Genomic DNA, 20679 nt, shown 5'->3' on the forward strand with positions numbered 1-20679 from the left:
CGCCGTCAGCGCGGGACCATGCCGCCGGTGACGTTGACGAAGGTGCCGGTGATGCCGGCCGCGTGGTCCGAGGCGAGGAAGACGGCCGTGGCGGCGACGTCCGCGAGGGTGGGGTTGCGGCGGGTCATGCGCATCCCGGCGAGGCCCTCGACGATGCCCTGGACGGCGTTGTCGTCGATGGCGGGGTTGACCGCGGAGAGCTTCTCGACGGTGAACGTCTCGGGGATCCCGGCCGCCCACAGACCCACGGCACGCACTCCGCGCGGCCCGCACTCCACGGCCAGATTGCGGACGAGGGTGTCGACGGCGGCGTCGGCGGGGCCCGTGCCGCCCATCATCGGACTGCCGTGCGCGGAGCCGCTGTTGAGGGTGAGGATGACGCCGGAGCCGCGCTCGGCCATGCGGCGGGCGGCGCCGCGGGCGGTGAGGAAGTTCGCGCGGGCGCCGTTGATCACGGGCCGCAGGAAGTCGTCCACGGGCATCTCGGTCAGCGGGGCGCCCTGCACATCGCCGCGGGTGACGAGGTTGAAGGAGATGTCGACGTCGCCGACGCGGGCCAGGTGCTCCTCCACGGCGCTTTCGTCCAGGGCGTCGACGACCGCGATCTCGGCGTCCTTGATGTCGTCCGCCACCGCCTGCAGCGTCTCGCGGGTACGGCCGACCAGGTGCACGCGTGCGCCCTCCGCGGCGAAGGCCCGGGCCACCGCACCGCCGATCGCGCCGCCGGCGCCGTACACGATCGCGGTCTTGTCGGTGAGCAGCATGGTGATCTCCTTGGGAAGCGTGGTCCGTATCGGTCGGTCATACAGACGCACGGCACCCCGGACGCTCATCGGTCACAGCTTCAGCGGCAGTCCGAAGGCGGGGAAGAGGTGCGGTTCGAAGGAGGTGACCTCCACGATCCGGTCGTCCGCGTCGAAGCGGAGCACGTCCAGGACCTGGGCCCGGTAGACGTGCGTGCCGGGCCTGCGGACGTAACCCCCGGCCGCGAGCCGGCCGTTGGCGCGGGCGGGCAGGTGGCGCCAGTGGCCGAAGAACACGGGCGACGCGGGGTCGAGGGTGGGCCGCAGGAAGTCGACGAAGGCGTCCCGGCCGGTGAACCAGAACGGGTTGGGCGGCATGGTGAGCCGGACGTCCTTGCTGAGCAGCTCGGTCATCGCGTCGAGGTCGAGCCGCTCGGCGGCGGCCATATACCCCTGCAGCACGGCCCGTTGGGCCTCGGTCGGCTCCCCCGCCGCCCAGTCGGCACGCTGCCCGGGCAGATGGTCGCGCAGGGTGGGCCGGGCCCGCTGCAGGGCGCTGTTGGCCGAGGCGACGGTCAGCCCGAGGGCCTCGGCGGTCTCGGCGGCGGTCAGACCCAGCACGTCCCGCAGGATCAGCACGGCCCGCTGGCGGGGCGGCAGGTGCTGGAGGGCGGCGAGGAAGACCAGCTCCAGGGTCTCGCGCGAGACGGCGGCGACGTCCGGGCGGTCCTGGTCGGCCGCGGGCAGTTCGTCGTCGGGGTAGGGCTGCAGCCAGGTGATGCGGTCGGGTGCCTCGCCGGTGCCGTGGTTCATGCCGGGGACGGGCTCGTAGCGCTGCGGGCGGCGGGCGGTGCGGCGCTGGAAGTCCAGGCAGGCGTTGGTGGCGATGCGGTACAGCCAGGTGCGCGCCCCGGCCCGCCCCTCGAAGCCCTCCCGCGCCCGCCAGGCCCGCAGGAACGTCTCCTGCACCAGGTCCTCGGCATCGTCGTAGGACCCGGTCATGCGGTAGCAGTGCACCTGGATCTCACGGCGGTACGACTCGGTGAGGGCGGCGAAGTCGGCTTCGGTGAGGGGAGTTTCGGCGGCAGGGGGTTTCGTCACGGGAACTGACGTGACGGAATCCTTCGCGCTCTCCCGGGCGATGCGGGCGACGCGGCGCAGCCGGGCGACCGAGGCCGACAGGTCGGTCACTCCCGAGTACAGGACGGAGGGCGGCTGCGGGGTCAGGTCCCCGACCTTCCGCGCGATGTCGTCGATCAGCCCCTGCACACCGGTCTCCGCGGCCCCCTGCCGCTCCCGGTACGCCTTCTGCCGGCACGCGGCCGAGCAGTACACGGAACTGCGGCCCGCACGACCGCCACGCGCGGGGAGCCGCTTGCCGCAGCTCGCACAGACCTGGGCGACCACGGGCACCTCCGAGAGTCCGGGGTTTGCGTCACGCGAGAACCCTGTGACGCTATCGCGGACGGGGCGCGTGGGACCGGAAGGCCCACGCGCCCCGTTCGCGACACCCGGTTCGCGACGCCCCGTTCGCGACGCCGTGCGTGCGTCACCCCACGTGTGCTGCGAGCGCCGCTTCGATCGCGGCGTGGTCCGCCGAGTCCTTCGCCCAGGCCACGTAGCCGTCGGGGCGGACCAGGACGGTCGTGCGGCGGTCGCTCGCCCAGTGCTCCACGGTCAGCCGGTCCTTGCGGGCGGCCCGGTCCTCGTAGGGCTGCGGGGTGATCAGGACGAACCGGCCGCCGCGCAGGGCCTCGTAGAGGCGGCCGCCCTCCAGGGCCACGTCCGGGACGCGGGTGCCGGTGAGGCGGTGGGCGCCGCGGGGTGCGCGGTAGCGGAAGCCGATGCCGGTGATGCCGCCGACGGCCTTGCGCCGGGCCGGGCCGACATGGTCGAGGAAGGTGGTCAGCGCCGCCCGCAGCGCCAGCGTCCAGGGCCGCTTGGCCATCGCGAGCCGGACGATGCCGCCGCTGCTGCGCAGCACCGCCCTGCCCACGGGGTGCCGCTCCGACTGGTAGGTGTCCAGCAGGGCGGCGTCCGCGTGGCCCTGGACGACGGCGGCCAGCTTCCAGCTCAGGTTGGCCGAGTCCTGCAGACCGGTGTTCATGCCCTGGCCGCCGGCCGGGGTGTGGACGTGCGCGGCGTCCCCGGCGAGGAAGACGCGGCCCACGCGGTAGGCGGGCGCCTGGCGTTCGTCGCTGTGGAAGCGGGACATCCAGCGCGCGTCGCGCATGCCGAAGTCACGGCCGAGGGCGAGCCGGGTGACCTCCTTGACCTCGTCCAGGTCGAGGGGCTCGCTGTCGGGCACGTCGCGGGCGCGGTTCCAGGCGATCACCCGGTGGTAGCCGTCGCCGAAGGGCGCGAGGAAGGCGAAGGCGTCACCGACGGCGTTGACCGTCAGCAGGTTCTCGGGCTCCTCGGTCAGCCGTACGTCCGCGAGGACGACGGAGCGGATGACGGAGCGCCCGGGGAAGGGCAGCCCGATCGCCTCGCGCACGGCGCTGCGCATGCCGTCGGTGCCGACCACGTACGCGGCCCGCAGGCTCTCGGTGCGGCCTTCGGCCGTGCGGACCTCGACGGTGACGCCGTCGGCGTCCTGGACGAGTCCGGTCAGCTCGGTCTCGTGGCGGAACTCCACGCCGGCCTCGATCGCGCGCCGCTCCAGGACCTTCTCCACCTCGTACTGCGGGACGACCAGGAGGTGGTTGTAGCGGGAGGGCAGGGTGCCGAGCTCGATGCCGAGGTGCCCGAAGAGGCGCAGGTTGTCGAGGGGGCGGCCGACGGCCTCCAGACCGTCGGCGAGGCCGCGGGCGTCGAGCTGTTCCAGGGTGCGGGCGTGCAGGACGAAGGCGCGGGAGAGGTTGCTGATCTTGTGCGGGCGCTTCTCGACGAGCGTGACGGGGACGCCTGCGGCGGCGAGGTCCCCGGCGAGCAGCAGACCGGCGGGGCCCGCGCCTACGACGATCACGGAGTACTGGGTCCGCATGACGACCTCCGATTGCCAACGTGTGTTTGCCTACGATTGTTGGCCTACAGTCGTTTGCCAACGACTGTTTGCCAACGTGCGTTGACCACGTTAGAGCCGCCACCGCTACGAAGTCAACACTTGTAGGCCAACAGATGTTGGCCTACGCTCGTGGATGTGAAGGTCAGCAACAGCAGCAACGCGGATCCCGGCAGCGGAGCCCGCCGGCGCTCGGACGTCACCCGGGACGCCATCCTCACCGCCGCCCGCGAACGCTTCGCGGCCGACGGCTACGAGCGGGCCACCATCCGCGCCATCGCCAAGGACGCGGACATCGACCCCTCCATGGTCATGCGCTACTACGGCAACAAGGAGGGCCTGTTCGCGGCGGCCGTCTCCATCGACCTGTCGATGCCGGACCCCGCGGCGCTGCCCCGGCACGACGTCGGCCGGGCGCTCGTGGCGCACTTCCTCGGCATGTGGGAGGAGAACGAGGTGCTGACGGCGCTGCTCCGGGTCGGGACGACCAACCAGGCCGGGGCCGAGCGGATGCAGCAGGTCTTCCGGGAGCAGTTGACGCCGGTCGCCCAAAAGGCCTGCCCCGATCCCGAACAGGCCCCCGCGCGGGCCGCGCTCGCCGCCGCGCAGCTGCTCGGGCTGGCGCTCACGCGCTACGTCCTGCGGTTCCCGCCGACCGTGGCGCTCAGCCGCGAGGAGATCGTGGCATGGCTGGCGCCGACGCTGCAGCGGTATCTGACGGCGCCGAGCCCCTGAAGGTGCGCGAACGCAGCGAGGGCGTCACCGCCGCCCTCGACGGGTGACGGTGACGCCCTCTGAAAAGTGTGTGATCAGGCGATCGCTCGCCTCTTACGCCTTCACGTCGACGTTGGAGGTGGTGTCGTCCTGCCTGTCGTGGGACCTGTCCAGGACGAACACCAGGCCCGCGATGACCGCGAACAGGGCGAGCGGGATCAGGACGTAGAGGCCCAGCGTCTCGATGACGCTCAGGCCCTTGCCGGGATCGTCGCCGTCGTCGCGCGTCAGCGCGAGCGCGGGGGACGACATGAGCAGCATCATCAGCGTCGTACCGGAAGCCAGGGCGCCGGCGCGCAGGGCGTTCTTCTTGTCCACGCCACCAAAAATAGCCAACGCCGGTCGGAGCCGCGCGCCCGGGGTGCCGTACGGGACCTCGACCACCCCGCCACCACACTCCCGCCCTACTCCTCGCGCCCCGTCCGCAACACATCGACCAGCGCATGCAGCCGCGGCGAGCGGGACAGTTCCTCCAGCGTCACCGCACGCCCGTCCGCATCCGCCACCGGCAGCCGCCAGTTCGGGTACTGGTCCCAGGTGCCCGGCAGATTCTGCGGGCGCCGGTCGCCGACCGTGTCGGGGAGCCAGATGCCGAGCATGCGGGAGGGGGTGCGCAGGAGGAAGCGGTGGACGGCCTGGATCTCGGCCTCCTCCTCCGACGGATCGTGCCCGCCGCCGGTGCCGTGCAGCAGGCCGAGGCGGGTGAGCAGGCCCAGCCACTCCCCCGTGTCGGCCGCCGCCTCCGCGCGCTCCTCCTCCAGCGGGCGGGTCAGCAGACCGAGCCGGTGGCGCAGTTCGACGTGCTCGCCGGTCAGCCGGGCCGCGGTGGAGGGCAGGTCGTGGGTGGTGGCGGTGGCGAGGCAGTCCTCGCGCCAGCGCTCGGGCGGCAGCGGGCGCCCGTCGCCCTCCCAGTCCCGTTCGAACCACAGCACCGACGTGCCGAGCACCCCGCGCTCGCGCAGCGTCTCGCGCACACCGGGCTCGACGGTGCCGAGGTCCTCGCCGATGACGAGCGCCCCGGCCCGCGAGGCCTCCAGGACGAGGACGGCGAGCATGGCCTCGGCGTCGTAGCGGACGTAGGTGCCCTCGGTGGGCGGGTGGCCCTGGGGCACCCACCAGAGCCGGAACAGGCCCATGACGTGGTCGATGCGCAGCGCGCCGGCGTAGCGGAACAGGGCCCGCAGCAGGCGTCGGTAGGGCGCGTAGCCGGACTCGGCGAGGCGGTCCGGGCGCCAGGGCGGCAGGCCCCAGTCCTGGCCGCGGGCGTTGAAGGCGTCCGGCGGGGCGCCCACCGACATCCCGGCGGCGAAGTACTCCTGCTGCGCCCAGGCGTCCGCGCCCTGCGGGTGCACCCCGACCGCGAGGTCGTGCACGATCCCGACGGGCATCCCGGCCTCGCGCGCGGTGCGCTGCGCCTCGGTGAGCTGGGCGTCGGTGAGCCAGGCGAGCCGGGAGTGGAAGTCCACGCGGTCCATCAACTCGCCGCGGGCGCGCGCGGTTTCGGCCGAGCGGGGGTCGCGCAGCCCGGCCGGCCAGCGGCTCCAGTCGGAGCCGTGCACCTCGGCCAGGGCGTACCAGGTGGCGTGGTCCTCCAGGGCCTGGCCCTGCTCGGCGAGGAAGTCGACGTAGGCGGCGCGCCTGCCGGGCCCGAGCTCCACCTCGCGGATCATCTCCAGCGCCTCGCGCTTGAGCGCCCACACCGCGTCCCGGTCGATCAACGCGCCCTTCTCCAGCACCGAGGCGCGCAGTTCGGCGGCGCGCCCGCGCAGCGTCCGCAGGCGCTCGCCGTCCGCGACGTAGGCGTACTCGGGGATGTCCTCGATACGCAGATGCACGGGGTCGGGGAAGCGGCGGGAGGAGGGGCGGTAGGGCGAGGGGTCGGTGGGGGCGCCGGGTACGGCCGCGTGCAGCGGGTTGACCTGGACGAAGCCCGCGCCGAGCGCACGCCCGGCCCAGGCGCCGAGTTCGGCGAGGTCACCGAGGTCGCCCATGCCCCAGGAGCGCTGGGAGAACAGGGAGTAGAGCTGGACGAGCAGGCCGTAGGAGCGGGCCGTGGACGTGGTCAGCCGGGGCGGGGCGACGACCAGATGGGCCTCGGCGGTGCGCCCGTCGGGGGCGGTGGCCGTCAACCGGTGGACGCCCGGCGGGAGTTGGTCCGCCCCGGTGTGCGTCGCGCCCTGTTCGGTCTCGATGTGCAGCCGGGTGCCGGGCGGAAGGGCCGCGAGCGCGGGGGACGTGCCGCCGCTCCACAGCACCACGGTCGGGGGCAGCAGCCGCTCGCTCAGCTCCCGCTCACGGGCGGCGAGCGCGGCACTGACGGCCCCGGGCCCGGAGGCGTCGACGCCGAGGGCGGCGAGGGCGAGGGTGACGGCGGTGGCCGAGGCCGCGACCGTACGGTCCGGGGAAGGGCTGTAGGACGTGGCGACACCGTGCAGCGCGGCGAGCCGTGACAGTTCCTCGGAGGGCGGTTCGGGGAGCGGTTCGGACGGCGGTTCGGCCGCTGCGGTCATCTAGGGCCTGTCTTTCGGATCAGGTCGGCTGAAGGAAACGGCGAGTCCTGGCCGACCCGAGCGGGGTCTGGTGCGTGCAGCTGCAAGGCGGAGGAGGGAGTCGACGCGGAGCGTCGGCGACTGACGACAACGCGGCAGATGTGCGTGCCAGGGCCCGTGACGCCGGGCTGATCCGAAAGACAGGCCCTAGGGCCTCGTGGTCTCCGGGTCGAGGCCCACTGCCTCGCTGGTCAGGGGGGTGGCCTCGGCGAGGGGTGGCTCGCTGGTGAGGGGTTCGGCGTCGGGCAGGGGCGGTTCGCTGGTCAGCGGGGCCTCGACGCCGGTGCCGTCCGAGCCGAAGGCGCACAGGTGGGGTTCGTAGTCGGCGAACTCATCGCGTTTGGAAAGGGCCGAGAGCAGAAGCTGTGCCGATGCGGCCACGGGGGCCTCCTATTCGGGTACGACGACCTGGACCGTTACGGCAGCCCTACCCCGTCGTCGCGGCGGCAGACGTCCGAGGACGAACATCGTGCCTCTCATCACATTCCGCGCCGGAAATCCTGCGTTCTCCGGCCGCCCTCGTTCGAAATCTGAAACTTGGCGGTCCCGGGGAGCACGGGGGCACCCCGGGACCGGACGCCGGGCCGCACGGCCCCGCGCCCAGGTATGCGAAGGCCCGGGTCGTCAGGCGGATATGCCGTCGATCCGGGCCATGGCGTCGTCCGCGCCGAACGGCTGCAGGTAGGGCAGCCAGCGCGGGTCCCTATGGCCCGTGCCGATGATGCGCCAGGCCAGACCGGTGGGCGGAGCCGGTTTGTGGCGCAGCCGCCAGCCGATCTCGAACAGATGACGGTCGGCCTTCACGTGGTTGCAGCGGCGGCAGGACGCCACCACGTTGTCCCAGACGTGCTTGCCCCCGCGGCTGCGCGGGATGACGTGGTCGACGCTGGTTGCGACGCCACCGCAGTACATGCACCGGCCTCCGTCGCGCGCGAAGAGCGCACGCCGGGTGAGAGGAACGGGCCCCCGATAGGGAACCCGGACGAATCGCTTGAGCCGGACCACGCTGGGTGCGGGGACTGTGACGGTTGCGCTGTGCATGAAGGCGCCGGACTCCTCGAGGCACACGGCCTTGTTCTCGAGGACCAGTACGAGCGCGCGGCGGAGCGGTACGACGCCGAGTGGCTCGTACGACGCGTTGAGGACCAGGACATGCGGCACGGATGCCTCCTTGTACGCCGGCGGCGCGTGGCTCGCGCCGGGACGATCTGCAGTCAGTCTCTCCTCTGGCCTGGTGGAAGCGCCACCATGTCCCGGTAACGGGCTGGGAGTGTTTTCGACCACATCCCATTCATCCCCGGGACGGCAATCGGTTCATCCCACCTGTTCATCCCCACGTGAGCACCGTCTCTCCCCAGAAGACGGCAAGGATCCACACACGATGCCCCGATAGTGTGGTTGCCCTGCCCCACCGGTGACCTTTTCGTGACCTTGACCGCCTGCCGGTGGAGCGGACCGCTGCACCTGGAGGTTCCCGCCGTGTCCTTGCCCGCTGTCCTACCGGCCGCCGGCCCGTCGCCGTCACCGACGCCCTCGGGCTCGGGCTCGGCGACTCCGGCGGTCCCCACGCTCCAGGACGCCCAGGAGAGCGCGACCAACGCCGCCGGCTGGGTCGAACAGAACTGGTCGACATGGCTCGCGATCAGCCTCAGGGTCCTGCTGATCCTGGTGATCGCCATGGTCCTCAGAGCGGTCGTGAAGCGGGCGATCACCAAGCTGATCGACCGGATGGCCCGTACCGCTCAGGCCGCGGAGGGCACGGCGCTCGGTGGGCTGCTGGTCAACAACGAGCGCCGCCGCCAGCGCTCCCAGGCCATCGGCTCGGTGCTGCGCTCGGTGGCGTCCTTCGTGATCCTGGGCACCGCGGCTTTGATGATCCTGGGCGCCTTCCAGATCAATCTGGCCCCGCTGCTCGCCTCCGCCGGTGTGGCGGGCGTGGCGATCGGCTTCGGCGCCCGCAACCTCGTCACGGACTTCCTCTCCGGCGTCTTCATGATCCTGGAGGACCAGTACGGCGTCGGCGACACGATCGACGCGGGCGTCGCCTCCGGCGAGGTGATCGAGGTCGGTCTGCGCGTCACGAAGCTGCGCGGCGACGGCGGCGAGATCTGGTACGTCCGCAACGGCGAGGTCAAGCGCATCGGCAACCTCTCCCAGGGCTGGGCCACGGCCGGCGTCGACGTCACCGTGAAGGCGTCCGAGGACCTGGACCGGGTGAAGGCCACCCTGGACGAGGTCACCGAGAAGATGAGCGCGGAGGAGCCCTGGAACGAGCTCCTGTGGGGCCCGATCGAGGTCCTGGGCCTGGACAGCGTGCTGCTGGACTCGATGGTGGTCCATGTCTCCGCGAAGACGATGCCTGGCAAGTCCCTGACCGTGGAGCGCGAGCTGCGCTGGCGCATCAAGCGCGCCTTCGACGCGGCGGACATCCGCATCGTGGGCGGGGCGACGGCCCCGACGGAGGAGCAGCCGCCGGACCCGACGGCGGTCGTCGCGGCGCCGTCGGTGTATGCCAACACGGAGTCCCCGCAGTCCGCCGCGGCCTCCCCGATCGCGCAGCCACGTCCGCCGGTGAAGTAGCGGCCCGCCCGGCCGCCGGCATCCGCGCCGCCCGCGAGGTAACGAGTCCGTTGCCTCGCGGGCGGTTTCTCTTGACGCCCCCTTCGCCCTGGGCTTACGTTCCTTTCCAGCCAATAGGAAACTTTCCTAACAGTGATCAATGAGAAGCTTCGGTCAGTCTGAAAGGCAGGTGGCGCCCCATGGCAGGAACGGCCGGCACGCCGGGCACCCCGCGCGTCCTGCGCGCCATGAACGACCGCGCCGCTCTCGACCTCCTCCTGGAGCACGGACCGCTCTCCCGCACCCGCATCGGCAAGCTCACCGGCCTGTCCAAGCCCACCGCCTCCCAGCTGCTCGCCCGCCTCGAAGCGGCCGGACTCGTCCTCGCCACCGGCACCACCGAGGGCCGGCCCGGCCCCAACGCCCAGCTGTACGAGGTCAATCCGGCCGCCGCGTACGCCGCCGGGCTCGACGTCACACCCGAGCGCATCATCGCCGCCGTCGCCGACATCACCGGCCGCACGGTCGGCTCCTACGAACTCGCGACCCCCGGCAGGCGGCCCGCCCACCCCGTCGTGCGGCAGGTCACCGACGCCCTCGACGGCGCCGTGAAGGCCGCCGGGCTCGCCCGCGCCGACGTCCACCGCCTCGTCATCGGCACCCCCGGCGCCTTCGACCCGAACACCGGCCGGCTGCGCTACGCCTCCCATCTGCCGGGCTGGCACGCCCCGAACCTGCTCGACGACCTCGCCGCCGCCCTGCCGGTGCCGGTCGAGTACGAGAACGACGTCAACCTCGCCGCCGTCGCCGAACAGCGCCTCGGCGCGGCCCGCGGCCACGAGGACTTCGTGCTGCTGTGGAACGAGGGGGGCCTCGGTGCCGCCCTCGTCCTCGGCGGGCGGCTGCACCGCGGCTGGACCGGCGGCGCCGGTGAGGTCGGCTTCCTGCCGGTGCCGGGCGCGCCCCTGGTCCGGCAGGTGACCAAGGCCAACAGCGGCGGCTACCAGGAGCTGGCCGGTTCGCAGGCCATCCCCCAGCTGGCCCGCAGCCTCGGCATCGAGGACATCCCTTCCGGCCCGTACGCCGAGACCGCGGCCGCTCTCGTCGCCCGCGCCGCCGGGAGCGACGACGAACCGCACCGGCAGCTGCTGCAGACGTACGCGACCCGGCTGGCCACCGGTCTCGCCTCGCTCGTCTCCGTCCTCGACCCCGAACTCGTCGTCCTCAGCGGCAGCTCGCTCACCAGCGGCGGTGAGGTGCTGCGCGCCCTCGTCCAGGCCGAGCTGGAGGAGCTGGCCGCCTCCCGGCCCCGGCTCGTGGTCGGCGACGTCCGTGAACACCCCGTGCTGCGGGGCGCGTTGGAGAGCGCGCTCGCGGCCACCCGTGACGAGGTCTTCGACACCTCGCGCTGAGCCCCTGCCCGTCCGCCCCGTCCCTGCCCTGCCTTCCCCTCACCCGTCCCGTCCCTGGGAGACCTCGCCATGCCCGAAAAGTCCAGGAAAGCCATACCCGGAGTGTCACGCAGGACGGCCGTCGCCCTCGCCGCCACCGCCTCTCTCGCGCTCCTCACCACCGCCTGTACCGGCCAGTCCTCCTCCGGCGCGGACGACGACGCCTCGAAGGAGACGACCATCAACTTCTGGCACGCCTGGAGCGCGCCGAGCGAGGTCAAGGCCGTCCACGCGCTGATCGCCGGCTTCGAGAAGGCGCACCCCAACATCCATGTGAACGTCGTCGCCAACATGACCGACGACAAGATCAACCAGGCACTGCGCGCCGGCGGCGACAAGGCACCGGACGTCATCTCCTCCTTCACCACCAACAACGTCGGCAAGTTCTGCTCGTCGGGTGCGCTGGTCGATCTCAACCCCTTCTTCAAGAAGTCGGGCATCGACCCGGAGACGACGTTCCCGAAGGCGATGAACGAGTACACCCAGTTCGACGGGAACCGCTGCACCGCGCCCCTGCTCGGCGACGCCTACGGGCTCTACTACAACAAGACGGCCTTCGCGAAGGCGGGCATCAAGAACCCGCCGAAGACCTGGTCCGAATTCGAGACGGACGCGAAGAAGCTGACCATCACCCGGGGCGACAGCTACCAACAGCTCGGCTTCATGCCGAACTACCACGGCTGGGAGACCACGACCGAGCACTACTTCGGGCAGTTCTCGCCGACGTACTTCGACAAGGCCGGCAAGTCCGAACTGGCCACGGACCCCGCCTTCCAGGCCGGATTCACCCTCCAGAAGAAACTCGTCGACGAACTCGGCGGATTCAGGAAGCTGGAGACCTACCGCTCCAAGCTCGGCGACGAATGGGGCGTCAAACACCCCTTCCACACCGGCCAGGTGGCCATGCAGCTCGACGGTGAATGGCGCCTGGGCATGGCCATGGAGGCCAAGCCGAAGTTCGACATCGGCGTCGCCCCGCTGCCCGTCCCCGACGACCAGGTGAGCCAGTACGGCAAGGGCTACATCACCGGCACCATCACCGGCATCGCCGCCACCAGCCACAAGCAGAACGCGGCCTGGGAACTGGTGAAGTACATGACCACCGACACCGACGCGGTGGTGAACTTCTCCAACGGCATCCACAACGTCCCCTCGACCCTCGCCGCCCTGAAGTCCCCGAAGCTGAAGTACGACCCGCGCTTCAAGACCTTCCTGGACATCGCCGCGAACCCGAACTCCACCACGTCCCCCGCCTCCGTCAACGGCGGCGTGTATCTGACGACGATCCAGAACTTCGGCTACGACTACGAGAGCGGAAAGGTCACCGACCTCAAGGCCGGCCTGAAGAAGACGGCCGCGCAGATCGACACGGACATCGCGCAGGCGAAGTAATGACCACGCTCACACTGGCGTCGAAGCGCCGCCGGTCGGCGCTTCGTACTCTCGCCTTCATGTCGCCCTGGCTGATCGGCTTCGCGGTCTTCTTCGCGTATCCGCTGATCTCCACGGTCTATTTCTCCTTCATGCACTACGACGGCTTCAAACCGCCGACGTGGAGCGGCACCAAGAACTGGACGTACGTCTTCGAGCACTACCCCTTCTTCTGGCCGGCCCTGCGCAACACCCTCTGGCTGGTGCTGATCATGGTGAGCCTGCGGGTCGTCTTCGGACTCGGCATCGGCCTGCTGATCACCAAGATCAAGACGGGTACGGGCGTCTTCCGCACCTTCTTCTATCTGCCCTACCTGGCCCCGCCGGTGGCGGCGACCATGGCGTTCGCCTTCCTGCTCAACCCCGGTACGGGGCCGGTCAACTCGATCCTGGAGAAGGTGGGCATCCCGGCCCCCGGCTGGTTCAACGACCCCACCTGGTCCAAGCCGGCCCTGACCCTGCTCGCCCTGTGGGGCATCGGCGACCTTATGGTCATCTTCATGGCCGCGCTGCTCGACGTGCCCCAGGAGCAGTACGAGGCGGCCGAGTTGGACGGGGCGTCGGCCTGGCAGCGCTTCCGCTATGTGACGCTGCCGAACATCTCGCCGATCGTCATGTTCGCGGTGGTCACCGGCGTGATCCAGACGATGCAGTACTACACACAGCCGCTGATCGCGGGGAAGGTCGCCTCCGGGGTGATCCAGGGCGCGGGCACCCAGTTCGAGCCCGGCTACCCGGAGAAGTCGACTCTCACCCTCCCCCAGCTCGTCTACAACCTCGGCTTCCAGCGCTTCGACTACGGCTCCGCGTGCGTCGTCGCCCTGGTGCTGTTCGCCCTGTCCATGGTGTTCACCGCGTTCCTGATGCGGCGCCGGGGCGGTCTCAACCTGGCAGGTGACTGACCATGGCCCAAGTGCTGGAAAAGCCCGTGCAGGTGAAGGCGCCGGTCTCCCCCGCCGAGCGCACGGCCCGCCGCCGTACGCTGCTGCAGTGGATCGCCGTCCACGCGCTCGGCGTCGCGGCCGCGCTGTTCTTCGTCCTGCCCTTCGTGTTCGTGTTCCTGACCTCGCTGATGACCGACAGCCAGGCGCTCAGCCGGGATCTGATCCCGCACACCTGGCAATGGTCCAACTACCACAAGGTCTTCGACACCCCGGGCTTTCTGACGTGGTGGAAGAACACGCTGATCTACGCCGGCCTCGGCACGGTCCTGACCGTCGTCTCCTCGATCCCGGTGGCGTACGCGCTCGCCAAGTTCCGCTTCCGCGGCCGCAATCTCTCGCTGATGCTGGTGATCTCGATGATGATGCTGCCGCCGCAGGTCGTCATCATCCCGATGTATCTGTTCTGGGCGAAGCAGCTGGACCTGTCCGGCACGCTGTGGCCGCTGATCATCCCGATGGCGTTCGGCGACGCGTTCTCCATCTTCCTGCTGCGCCAGTTCCTGATGACCATCCCGAACGAGTACCTTGACGCGGCGAAGGTGGACGGCTGCGGCGAGCTGCGCACCCTGCTGAGGGTCGTGCTGCCGATGGCGCGGCCGGGCATCGCGGCCGTCGCCCTGTTCCAGTTCTTCTACGCCTGGAACGACTACTTCGGCCCGCAGATCTACGCGTCGGAGAACCCCGGCGCCTGGACCCTGTCGTACGGCCTGGAGTCGTTCAAGGGCGCGCACCACACCGACTGGAATCTGACCATGGCCGCGACCGTGCTGGTCATGGCCCCCGTGATCCTTGTGTTCTTCTTCGCCCAGAAGGCGTTCGTCGAAGGCGTCACGCTCACCGGAGTGAAGGGTTAACCATTCATGAAACTCACCGTGGTCGGCGGAGGCTCGACCTACACCCCCGAACTCATCGACGGCTTCGCGCGGCTGCGGGACACCCTGCCCGTCGAGGAGCTGGTGCTGGTCGACCCGTCCGCCGAGCGCCTGGAGCTGGTCGGCGGCCTGGCCCGCCGTATCTTCGCCAAGCAGGGGCACGGCGGCCGTATCGTCACCACCTCCGATCTGGACGCGGGCGCCGAGGGCGCCGACGCCGTGCTGCTGCAGCTGCGCGTCGGCGGGCAGGCGGCCCGCGAGCAGGACGAGACCTGGCCGCTGGAGTGCGGCTGCGTGGGCCAGGAGACCACCGGGGCGGGCGGCCTCGCCAAGGCGCTGCGCACGGTCCCGGTGGTGCTGGACATCGCCGAGCGCGTCCACCGCGCCAACCCGGACGCCTGGATCATCGACTTCACCAACCCGGTCGGCATCGTCACCCGGGCCCTGCTGCAGGCGGGCCACAAGGCGGTCGGCCTGTGCAACGTGGCGATCGGACTCCAGCGGAAGTTCGCGCGGATGCTGGGCGTCGACCCGTCCGACGTCCACCTCGACCACGTCGGCCTCAACCACCTCACCTGGGAGACCGCCGTACGCCTGGACGGACCCGAGGGCGAGAACGTCCTGCCCAAGCTGCTGGCCGAGCACGGCGACACCATCGCCGGCGATCTGCGGCTGCCCCGGGCCCTGCTCGACCGGCTCGGCGTGGTCCCCTCGTACTACCTGCGCTACTTCTACGCCCACGACGAGGTCGTGCGGGAACTGCGCACCAAGCCCTCCCGGGCGGCCGAAGTCGCCGAGATGGAACGGCAGTTGCTCACGATGTACGGCGACCCGGCCCTGGACGAGAAGCCGGAGCTGCTCGCCAAGCGGGGCGGCGCCTACTACTCGGAGGCGGCGGTGGACCTCGCGGCCGCGCTGCTGGGAGACCAAAGCAGCGGGCCCGCAGGGCCCTCGGTTGAGGGCGGTGGCGGGAGACGGGTGGGCGGGGGCAGCCCCTACCAGGTGGTCAACACCTACAACCGGGGCACGCTGCCCTTCCTGCCCGACGACGCGGTCATCGAAGTCCCGGCCGCCGTGGGGCCGAAGGGAGCGCTCCCGCTGGCGGTGCCGGCCGTGGACCCGCTGTACGCGGGCCTGATGGCGAACGTGACGGCGTACGAGGACCTGGCCCTGGAGGCAGCGCTGCGCGGAGGCCGCGACCGGGTCTTCCGGGCGCTGCTCGCCCACCCGCTCATCGGCCAGTACGAGTACGCGGACGCCCTGACCGACCGACTGATCGCACACAACCGGGAGCATCTCGCGTGGGCATGACCGCACGTGTCCTCGCCGTCGACGCGGGCAACAGCAAGACCGACGTCGCGGTGGTGGCGGACGACGGAACCGTCCTCGCAACGGCCCGCGGCGGCGGGTTCAGGCCACCGGTGGTGGGCGTGGAGGCGGCGGTGGACGCCCTCGCCGCCGCGGTGGACACCGCGTTCACCGCGGCGGGGGTGACGTCCGTGGACCAGGTCTCCGCGTGCCTCGCCAACGCCGACTTCCCCGTCGAGGAGGAGCAGTTGGCGGCCGCGCTGCACGCGCGCGCGTGGGGCCCGGCCGTCCAGGTCCGCAACGACACCTTCGCCATCCTGCGCGCGGGCATCACCGAACCGCGCGGCGTCGCCGTCGTCTGCGGCGCCGGCATCAACTGCGTCGGCATGCGCCCCGACGGGCGCACCGCCCGCTTCCCCGCGATCGGCCGTATCTCCGGTGACTGGGGCGGCGGATGGGGCCTGGCGGAGGAGGCGCTGTGGTTCGCCGCGCGCGCGGAGGACGGCCGCGGCGCCCCCACCGCCCTCGCCCGCACCCTTCCGGCGCACTTCGGCTACGACAGCATGCTCGCGCTGATCGAGGCGCTGCACCTGGAGAAGGTGGCGTACGCCCGCCGTCATGAACTGACCCCGGTCCTGTTCGCCACGGCGGCCGACGGCGACCCGGTCGCCCGCGCCGTCGTGGACCGCCTGGCCGACGAGGTGGTCACGATGGCGACGGTCGCCCTGAGGCGTCTCGATCTGCTGGAGGAGGAGACCCCGGTGCTCCTCGGCGGCGGCGTCCTGGCCGCCCAGCACGCTCAACTCAACGACGGCGTACGCGACTTGCTGGCGGCCCGGGCCCCGAAGGCGGTGCCCAGGGTGGTCACGGCGAGTCCGGTGCTGGGGGCGGCACTGCTGGGTCTGGACCTCATGGACGCGCCCCAGGAGGTGCACGAGCGCGTACGGGCGCACTTCGAGGCATGAGCACCGGGAGGCGGCGTACCCCGGGGCGGAACCGATCCGATTCCCACGACGTATTGATGGGCAGGGGGTGAGGCGAGACCCTGCCCTCCCGCCGGAGGCGACCGGCAGGGATACTTGCGGCGACGGATGACCATGGGGGAGGTCACAGTGACACACCCGCCGAAGAGCAGCACGGCGCCACCGGGCACCGCCCTGCCCACGATGCCGGCCGTTCCGCCGCAGCCCGGGCAGGCCGCACCCCCACCGGCCCCGGGCCCCTCCGCCGTGCCCGAGGTGGCCCCGGCCCGCCGCACGGCCTTCGCCGAAGGCGTCGACCGGCTGCGTGAGGCGGCGACGACGGAGCCCGGACGGCTGCGCATCATCGGCGCATTCGTCGCCCTTCTCGTCGTCGCGTTCGGGGCGGTCACCGCCTGGCAGATGACCGACCGCGCCTCGGCCGCCGACGACGTGCTCACCCGCAGCCAGCCGCTGAGTTCCGACGCGGCCGACATCTACCGCTCGCTGGCCGACGCCAACACGGCGGCGGCCAGCGGCTATCTCGCGGGCCCGCAGGAGAAGCCCGAGATGCGCCGGCGCTACGAGAGCGACATCCGCACCGCCGCGACCAAGCTGGTCACGGCGGCGTCCAACTCCGAGGCGGGCTCCGACTCGGCGAGGACGATCGCCGAGCTCAACAACCTGCTGCCGCAGTACAAGGGCCTGATCGAGACGGCCCGGTCCAACAACCGGCAGGGCTACCCGGTCGGCAGCGCCTATCTGCGCGCGGCCAACGAGCAGATGCAGGCGCAGATGCTGCCCAAGGCCGAGAACCTGTACCGCAAGGAGAACCAGCGGCTGCAGTCCGACTACGCCGACGCGAAGTCCTTCCCGTGGGCGGCGATCGGCCTCGGCCTCGTCGCCCTCGGCTCCCTGGCCTGGGCCCAGCGCCGCAACTACCTGCGCACCAACCGGGTGTTGAACCACGGCCTGGTCACCGCCTCGGCCGCCTCGGCGGTCGTGCTGCTGTGGCTCGTCGTCGGGCACAGCGTCGCGCGCGCGGGCCTGAACGACTCCTACGACCACGGCGTCCGCTCGCTGAACGTCCTGCACGACGCCCGGATCGCCTCCCTGACCGCCCGCAGCGACGAGAACCTCAGCCTGATCCGCCGCGGCGCGGACACCACGAAGGTCGGCGACGCGACCGTGGACGCCTACGCCGCGGGCTACGACGAGCAGATCGACAAGCTGGCCAAGTCGCTCGTGCGGGCGGACTCGCTCGCCGACGACTCGGCGGGCCGCAAGCCCGTGACCGACGCGAACGGCTTCATGAAGGCGTGGAAGGACCGGCACGGCGTCGCCCAGGGCCTGAACGACAAGGGTGAGTACCAGCAGGCCCGTGACAAGGTCATCGGCGTCGGCAAGGATCCGACGAGCGTGTGCTTCGACAATGTGGACAAGGCGCTCCAGACGGCACTCGGCCACGAGCAGACGGAGTTCAAGCAGGCGGCGGGCGACGGCAAGGACGCGCTGACCGGACTGCCGTACGGCGCCGCGGTGCTCGCCGTGCTGGGTGCGGCGGGCGCGGTGCTCGGCATCGGGCGCAGGCTTTCGGAGTACCGGTGAGAGGGGGCGTGAAGATGGATGCACACCGACTGGCCCGGCGGCTGCGGACCGGCCTGCGCGGCTGGGGCGGGGTCGGCGCGATGGCGGCCGTGTGCGCCCTGGCCCTGGCCTTCGCGCTGCTGCTGCCCCACACCCAGTCCAGCGGTGCCCCGGCCGGCGGTGCCGGGCGCCTCGCCCACGGCACCCAGGCCAGGGCGGAGACCAAGTGCGACAACGGCGCGGCCCCGCAGGACCAGAGCCTCTCGCCGTCCGGCGGCGGCGCCACACCGGTCGTCGACAGGATCAAGGCCCGCGAGGACAGGCGGCTGATCGTCGGCGTCGACACCAACAGCTACCGCTGGGGCTATCTCAACCCGAACAACGCCTCCGGCGCGCTGGAGGGCTTCGACATCGACCTCGTGCACCGGATCGCCAAGGACCTCCTCGGCGACCCGAACGCGGTCTCGTTCAAGGCCATCCCCACCAACCAGCGCATTCCCGCGATCCAGAACGACCAGGTCGACATGGTGGTGCGCACCATGACGATCACCTGCGACCGCCTCGGCGACGTCGCCTTCTCCGCCCCGTACTTCAGGACCGGCCAGCAGGTCCTCGCGCCGAAGAAGTCGACGATCACCGGCTACAACGACACCCTCGCCGGCAAGAAGGTCTGCTCGGCCGAGGGCTCCACCGCGCTCGACAACCTGAAGGCGGACAAGGGCGGCAAGATCCCCGCCTCCACCGACATCCGCACCGTCGTGCCCAACCAGCTCGACTGCCTGGTGAAGTTGCAGCTCGGCGAGGTCGACGCGGTGGTCACCGACGGCGCGCTCGCCGCGAGCCAGGCCGCACAGGACCCGACGGTGGAGCTCAAGGGCGGCCTGTTCACCGACGAGTACTACGGCGTGGCGATGAAGCGGGGTTCCGACGATCTGGTACGCCAGGTCAACCGGACCCTGGAGAACTACGTCAAGGACGGTGGCTGGGCGGACTCGTACCAGAAGTGGCTGCACCCCACCATGGACCAGGACGACAAGAAGTCGGCGTCGGCGACCCCTCCCGCCGCGCACTACAAGTGACCGACCATCAGACGTGACCGACCAGCAGACGTAAGAGACCACACCACGGAACACGACAGCAGCGAGAGGTGATCGATGGGCGTCACGGACCCCGCCGGGCCGGTGATGGACCGGGACGAGGTGGACCGTGCGCTCGCGCGGCTCGGCGCGGAGCACGAGGCGATCGAGACCTCGCTCCTCGCCCTGCAGGACCACGCGGGCCGCAGACTCCTGGAGGGCGCGGAGCTCACAGGCATCACCAAGGAGCGCTGGAGCGCGGCAGAGGCGTCGATCACCCTGCTGTGGGCCTACTTCGACGCGTACACGGACGCGCTGCGCTCCGCCCGCGAGATCCGCTCCCGGCGCCGCTGGTCCAGCCACGACGACCTGGTGGAGCTGACGGAGCTGCTGCGCGGCGAGTCCGTCACCATCGCGGACTCCGCCACGGCCACGGCCAACGCGCCCACTCTCATGGTCAATTCGGGCCGGCTGAGCCGGCAGTTCTCGCTGGCCGGCCTGGTCGAGGTGATGAACGACCTGTACGCGTCCAGCCTGGACATGGTCGTCGCCGCCGACGCGGTCTGGTCGGCGCTGCCCGCGCGGATCGACTTACTGGCGGCGGAGCTGCAGCGCACCCGCAAGCTCGCCCACTCCGTCGGTGTGCGCCCCGGCGAGCACCCGGCGGGCGACGACCTGGAGCGCATCACGCGCGTCCTGACCTCCCTGCGCGAACAGGTGGTCTCCGACCCGCTCGCGTACTGGCTGCCCGCACAGGGCAGTTCGGCGCCCGGCGGCGGCCGCCCCGACACCACCATCTACGACCGCGAGGCGCGCGCCCTGGAGGAGGTGCGCCGGGAGATCGACGCCGTGCTCACCGTCCGGCAGGACGCCGAGCAGCGGCTGGTGAAGCTGCGGGACGTGCTCAGCCGCGCCGACCGCACGCTCGCGGAGGCGCGCACCGCGCGCGGTGAGGTGCTGGCGAAGATCGCGGCCACGGAGGTGCCGGTCGTCAGCGGTCCGGCGACCCAGCTGCAGGAGCAGCTGGCGACGGCCGCCGAGTACCGCAGACACGCGCAGTGGCACCGTCTGTCGCCGCTGCTGGAGTCGCTGGAGCAGAAGGCGGAGGACGAACTGCTGCGCGCCCGCGAGTCGTTGACCGCCGTGACCGCGCCGCTCGCGGTCCGCGCGGAGCTGCGCGGCCGCCTCGACGCGTACAAGGCGAAGGTGGCCCGCCACGGTCTCGCCGAGGACCCGTTCCTGATCGAGCGGTACGACGCGGCGCGCCGCATGCTGTGGAGCGCGCCCTGCGATCTGCGCGTCGCCGGTCAGGCCGTGCTGCGCTACCAGCAGGCGGCCGCCGAGGCGCTGGCCGCCCGCGTGCCGGGGCAGGGCGGGCCCCAGGACCGCAGGGAGCCCGGAGCGTGAGTGACGAAGGGGGTG

18 protein-coding genes are annotated in these 20679 nt (G+C 71.4%); 11 read left to right on the forward strand and 7 right to left on the reverse strand.

What is annotated here, in order from left to right:
• Positions 1-5: 5 nt before the first annotated feature.
• The 3 genes from MQN93_RS05875 to MQN93_RS05885 all read right to left on the reverse strand — a co-directional run bounded on the left by MQN93_RS05875 (position 6) and on the right by MQN93_RS05885 (position 3729).
• Entirely contained in the window at positions 6-764 is a 759-nt protein-coding gene (locus MQN93_RS05875) for an SDR family NAD(P)-dependent oxidoreductase (RefSeq protein ID WP_016435128.1), read from the reverse strand.
• Between the two features lie 72 nt (positions 765-836).
• Positions 837-2150: a sigma-70 family RNA polymerase sigma factor gene (locus tag MQN93_RS05880; protein WP_242708608.1), complete on the reverse strand. Its 1314-nt coding sequence runs from the start codon at positions 2148-2150 to the stop codon at positions 837-839.
• Positions 2151-2292: 142 nt separating this feature from the next.
• The gene (locus tag MQN93_RS05885; protein WP_242708609.1) at positions 2293-3729 is read right to left on the reverse strand and encodes an FAD-dependent monooxygenase; all 1437 of its coding nucleotides are present in this window, start codon (positions 3727-3729) and stop codon (positions 2293-2295) included.
• Positions 3730-3879: 150 nt separating this feature from the next.
• Between MQN93_RS05885 and MQN93_RS05890 the strand changes: the two genes are divergently transcribed.
• Positions 3880-4482, forward strand: coding sequence for a TetR/AcrR family transcriptional regulator (locus tag MQN93_RS05890; protein WP_016435125.1), 603 nt, complete (start codon positions 3880-3882; stop codon positions 4480-4482).
• A gap of 93 nt (positions 4483-4575) precedes the next feature.
• On the opposite strand, the gene MQN93_RS05895 is transcribed toward MQN93_RS05890, so the two are convergent.
• The 4 genes from MQN93_RS05895 to MQN93_RS05910 all read right to left on the reverse strand — a co-directional run bounded on the left by MQN93_RS05895 (position 4576) and on the right by MQN93_RS05910 (position 8231).
• Positions 4576-4839, reverse strand: coding sequence for a hypothetical protein (locus tag MQN93_RS05895; RefSeq protein ID WP_242708610.1), 264 nt, complete (start codon positions 4837-4839; stop codon positions 4576-4578).
• Positions 4840-4925: 86 nt separating this feature from the next.
• Positions 4926-7031 (reverse strand): 4-alpha-glucanotransferase, encoded by a 2106-nt coding sequence (gene malQ / locus MQN93_RS05900; protein ID WP_242708611.1) that lies wholly within the window; start codon positions 7029-7031, stop codon positions 4926-4928.
• A gap of 186 nt (positions 7032-7217) precedes the next feature.
• Positions 7218-7451, reverse strand: a complete 234-nt coding sequence (locus MQN93_RS05905; protein WP_242708612.1) for a hypothetical protein — start codon at positions 7449-7451, stop codon at positions 7218-7220.
• Between the two features lie 243 nt (positions 7452-7694).
• Positions 7695-8231: an HNH endonuclease gene (locus MQN93_RS05910; protein ID WP_016435120.1), complete on the reverse strand. Its 537-nt coding sequence runs from the start codon at positions 8229-8231 to the stop codon at positions 7695-7697.
• Between the two features lie 318 nt (positions 8232-8549).
• On the opposite strand from MQN93_RS05910, the gene MQN93_RS05915 reads away from it, so the two are divergent.
• The 10 genes from MQN93_RS05915 to MQN93_RS05960 all read left to right on the forward strand — a co-directional run bounded on the left by MQN93_RS05915 (position 8550) and on the right by MQN93_RS05960 (position 20664).
• On the forward strand, positions 8550-9650 hold the full coding sequence (locus MQN93_RS05915) for a mechanosensitive ion channel family protein (protein WP_242708613.1): 1101 nt from the start codon (positions 8550-8552) through the stop codon (positions 9648-9650).
• Positions 9651-9829: 179 nt separating this feature from the next.
• A complete protein-coding gene (locus MQN93_RS05920) occupies positions 9830-11041 on the forward strand; it encodes an ROK family transcriptional regulator (protein WP_242708614.1) in 1212 nt (403 codons plus the stop codon).
• 69 nt (positions 11042-11110) lie between these two features.
• Positions 11111-12472 carry an ABC transporter substrate-binding protein gene (locus tag MQN93_RS05925; RefSeq protein WP_242708615.1) on the forward strand — a complete coding sequence of 454 codons (1362 nt, stop codon included), beginning with the start codon at positions 11111-11113 and terminating at the stop codon, positions 12470-12472.
• Positions 12472-13413: a carbohydrate ABC transporter permease gene (locus tag MQN93_RS05930; RefSeq protein ID WP_242708616.1), complete on the forward strand. Its 942-nt coding sequence runs from the start codon at positions 12472-12474 to the stop codon at positions 13411-13413. The genes MQN93_RS05925 and MQN93_RS05930 overlap by 1 nt, the downstream gene beginning before the upstream one ends.
• A gap of 2 nt (positions 13414-13415) precedes the next feature.
• Positions 13416-14309, forward strand: coding sequence for a carbohydrate ABC transporter permease (locus MQN93_RS05935; protein WP_242708617.1), 894 nt, complete (start codon positions 13416-13418; stop codon positions 14307-14309).
• A 6-nt stretch (positions 14310-14315) separates the two neighbouring features.
• A complete protein-coding gene (locus tag MQN93_RS05940; protein WP_242708618.1) occupies positions 14316-15638 on the forward strand; it encodes a 6-phospho-beta-glucosidase in 1323 nt (440 codons plus the stop codon).
• On the forward strand, positions 15629-16600 hold the full coding sequence (locus MQN93_RS05945; RefSeq protein ID WP_242708619.1) for an N-acetylglucosamine kinase: 972 nt from the start codon (positions 15629-15631) through the stop codon (positions 16598-16600). The genes MQN93_RS05940 and MQN93_RS05945 overlap by 10 nt, the downstream gene beginning before the upstream one ends.
• 147 nt (positions 16601-16747) lie before the next feature.
• Entirely contained in the window at positions 16748-18202 is a 1455-nt protein-coding gene (locus tag MQN93_RS05950) for a GlnX family signal transduction membrane protein (RefSeq protein ID WP_242708620.1), read from the forward strand.
• 14 nt (positions 18203-18216) lie between these two features.
• Positions 18217-19260 carry a glutamate ABC transporter substrate-binding protein gene (locus MQN93_RS05955; protein ID WP_242708621.1) on the forward strand — a complete coding sequence of 348 codons (1044 nt, stop codon included), beginning with the start codon at positions 18217-18219 and terminating at the stop codon, positions 19258-19260.
• 75 nt (positions 19261-19335) lie between these two features.
• On the forward strand, positions 19336-20664 hold the full coding sequence (locus MQN93_RS05960) for a hypothetical protein (protein WP_016435110.1): 1329 nt from the start codon (positions 19336-19338) through the stop codon (positions 20662-20664).
• Positions 20665-20679: the final 15 nt, after the last annotated feature.

The organism is Streptomyces spinosisporus, from assembly GCF_022698145.1.
GTDB lineage: Bacteria > Actinomycetota > Actinomycetes > Streptomycetales > Streptomycetaceae > Streptomyces > Streptomyces spinosisporus.

What these genes read in the sequence shown, in the direction of transcription:
- MQN93_RS05925 (WP_242708615.1), top strand. Translation starts at nt 11,111, where the DNA reads ATGCCCGAAAAGTCCAGGAAAGCCATACCCGGAGTGTCACGCAGGACG.
- MQN93_RS05935 (WP_242708617.1), top strand. Translation starts at nt 13,416, where the DNA reads ATGGCCCAAGTGCTGGAAAAGCCCGTGCAGGTGAAGGCGCCGGTCTCC.
- MQN93_RS05960 (WP_016435110.1), top strand. Translation starts at nt 19,336, where the DNA reads ATGGGCGTCACGGACCCCGCCGGGCCGGTGATGGACCGGGACGAGGTG.
- MQN93_RS05940 (WP_242708618.1), top strand. Translation starts at nt 14,316, where the DNA reads ATGAAACTCACCGTGGTCGGCGGAGGCTCGACCTACACCCCCGAACTC.
- MQN93_RS05930 (WP_242708616.1), top strand. Translation starts at nt 12,472, where the DNA reads ATGACCACGCTCACACTGGCGTCGAAGCGCCGCCGGTCGGCGCTTCGT.
- MQN93_RS05885 (WP_242708609.1), bottom strand. Translation starts at nt 3,729, where the DNA reads ATGCGGACCCAGTACTCCGTGATCGTCGTAGGCGCGGGCCCCGCCGGT.
- MQN93_RS05955 (WP_242708621.1), top strand. Translation starts at nt 18,217, where the DNA reads ATGGATGCACACCGACTGGCCCGGCGGCTGCGGACCGGCCTGCGCGGC.
- MQN93_RS05920 (WP_242708614.1), top strand. Translation starts at nt 9,830, where the DNA reads ATGGCAGGAACGGCCGGCACGCCGGGCACCCCGCGCGTCCTGCGCGCC.
- MQN93_RS05875 (WP_016435128.1), bottom strand. Translation starts at nt 764, where the DNA reads ATGCTGCTCACCGACAAGACCGCGATCGTGTACGGCGCCGGCGGCGCG.
- malQ (WP_242708611.1), bottom strand. Translation starts at nt 7,031, where the DNA reads ATGACCGCAGCGGCCGAACCGCCGTCCGAACCGCTCCCCGAACCGCCC.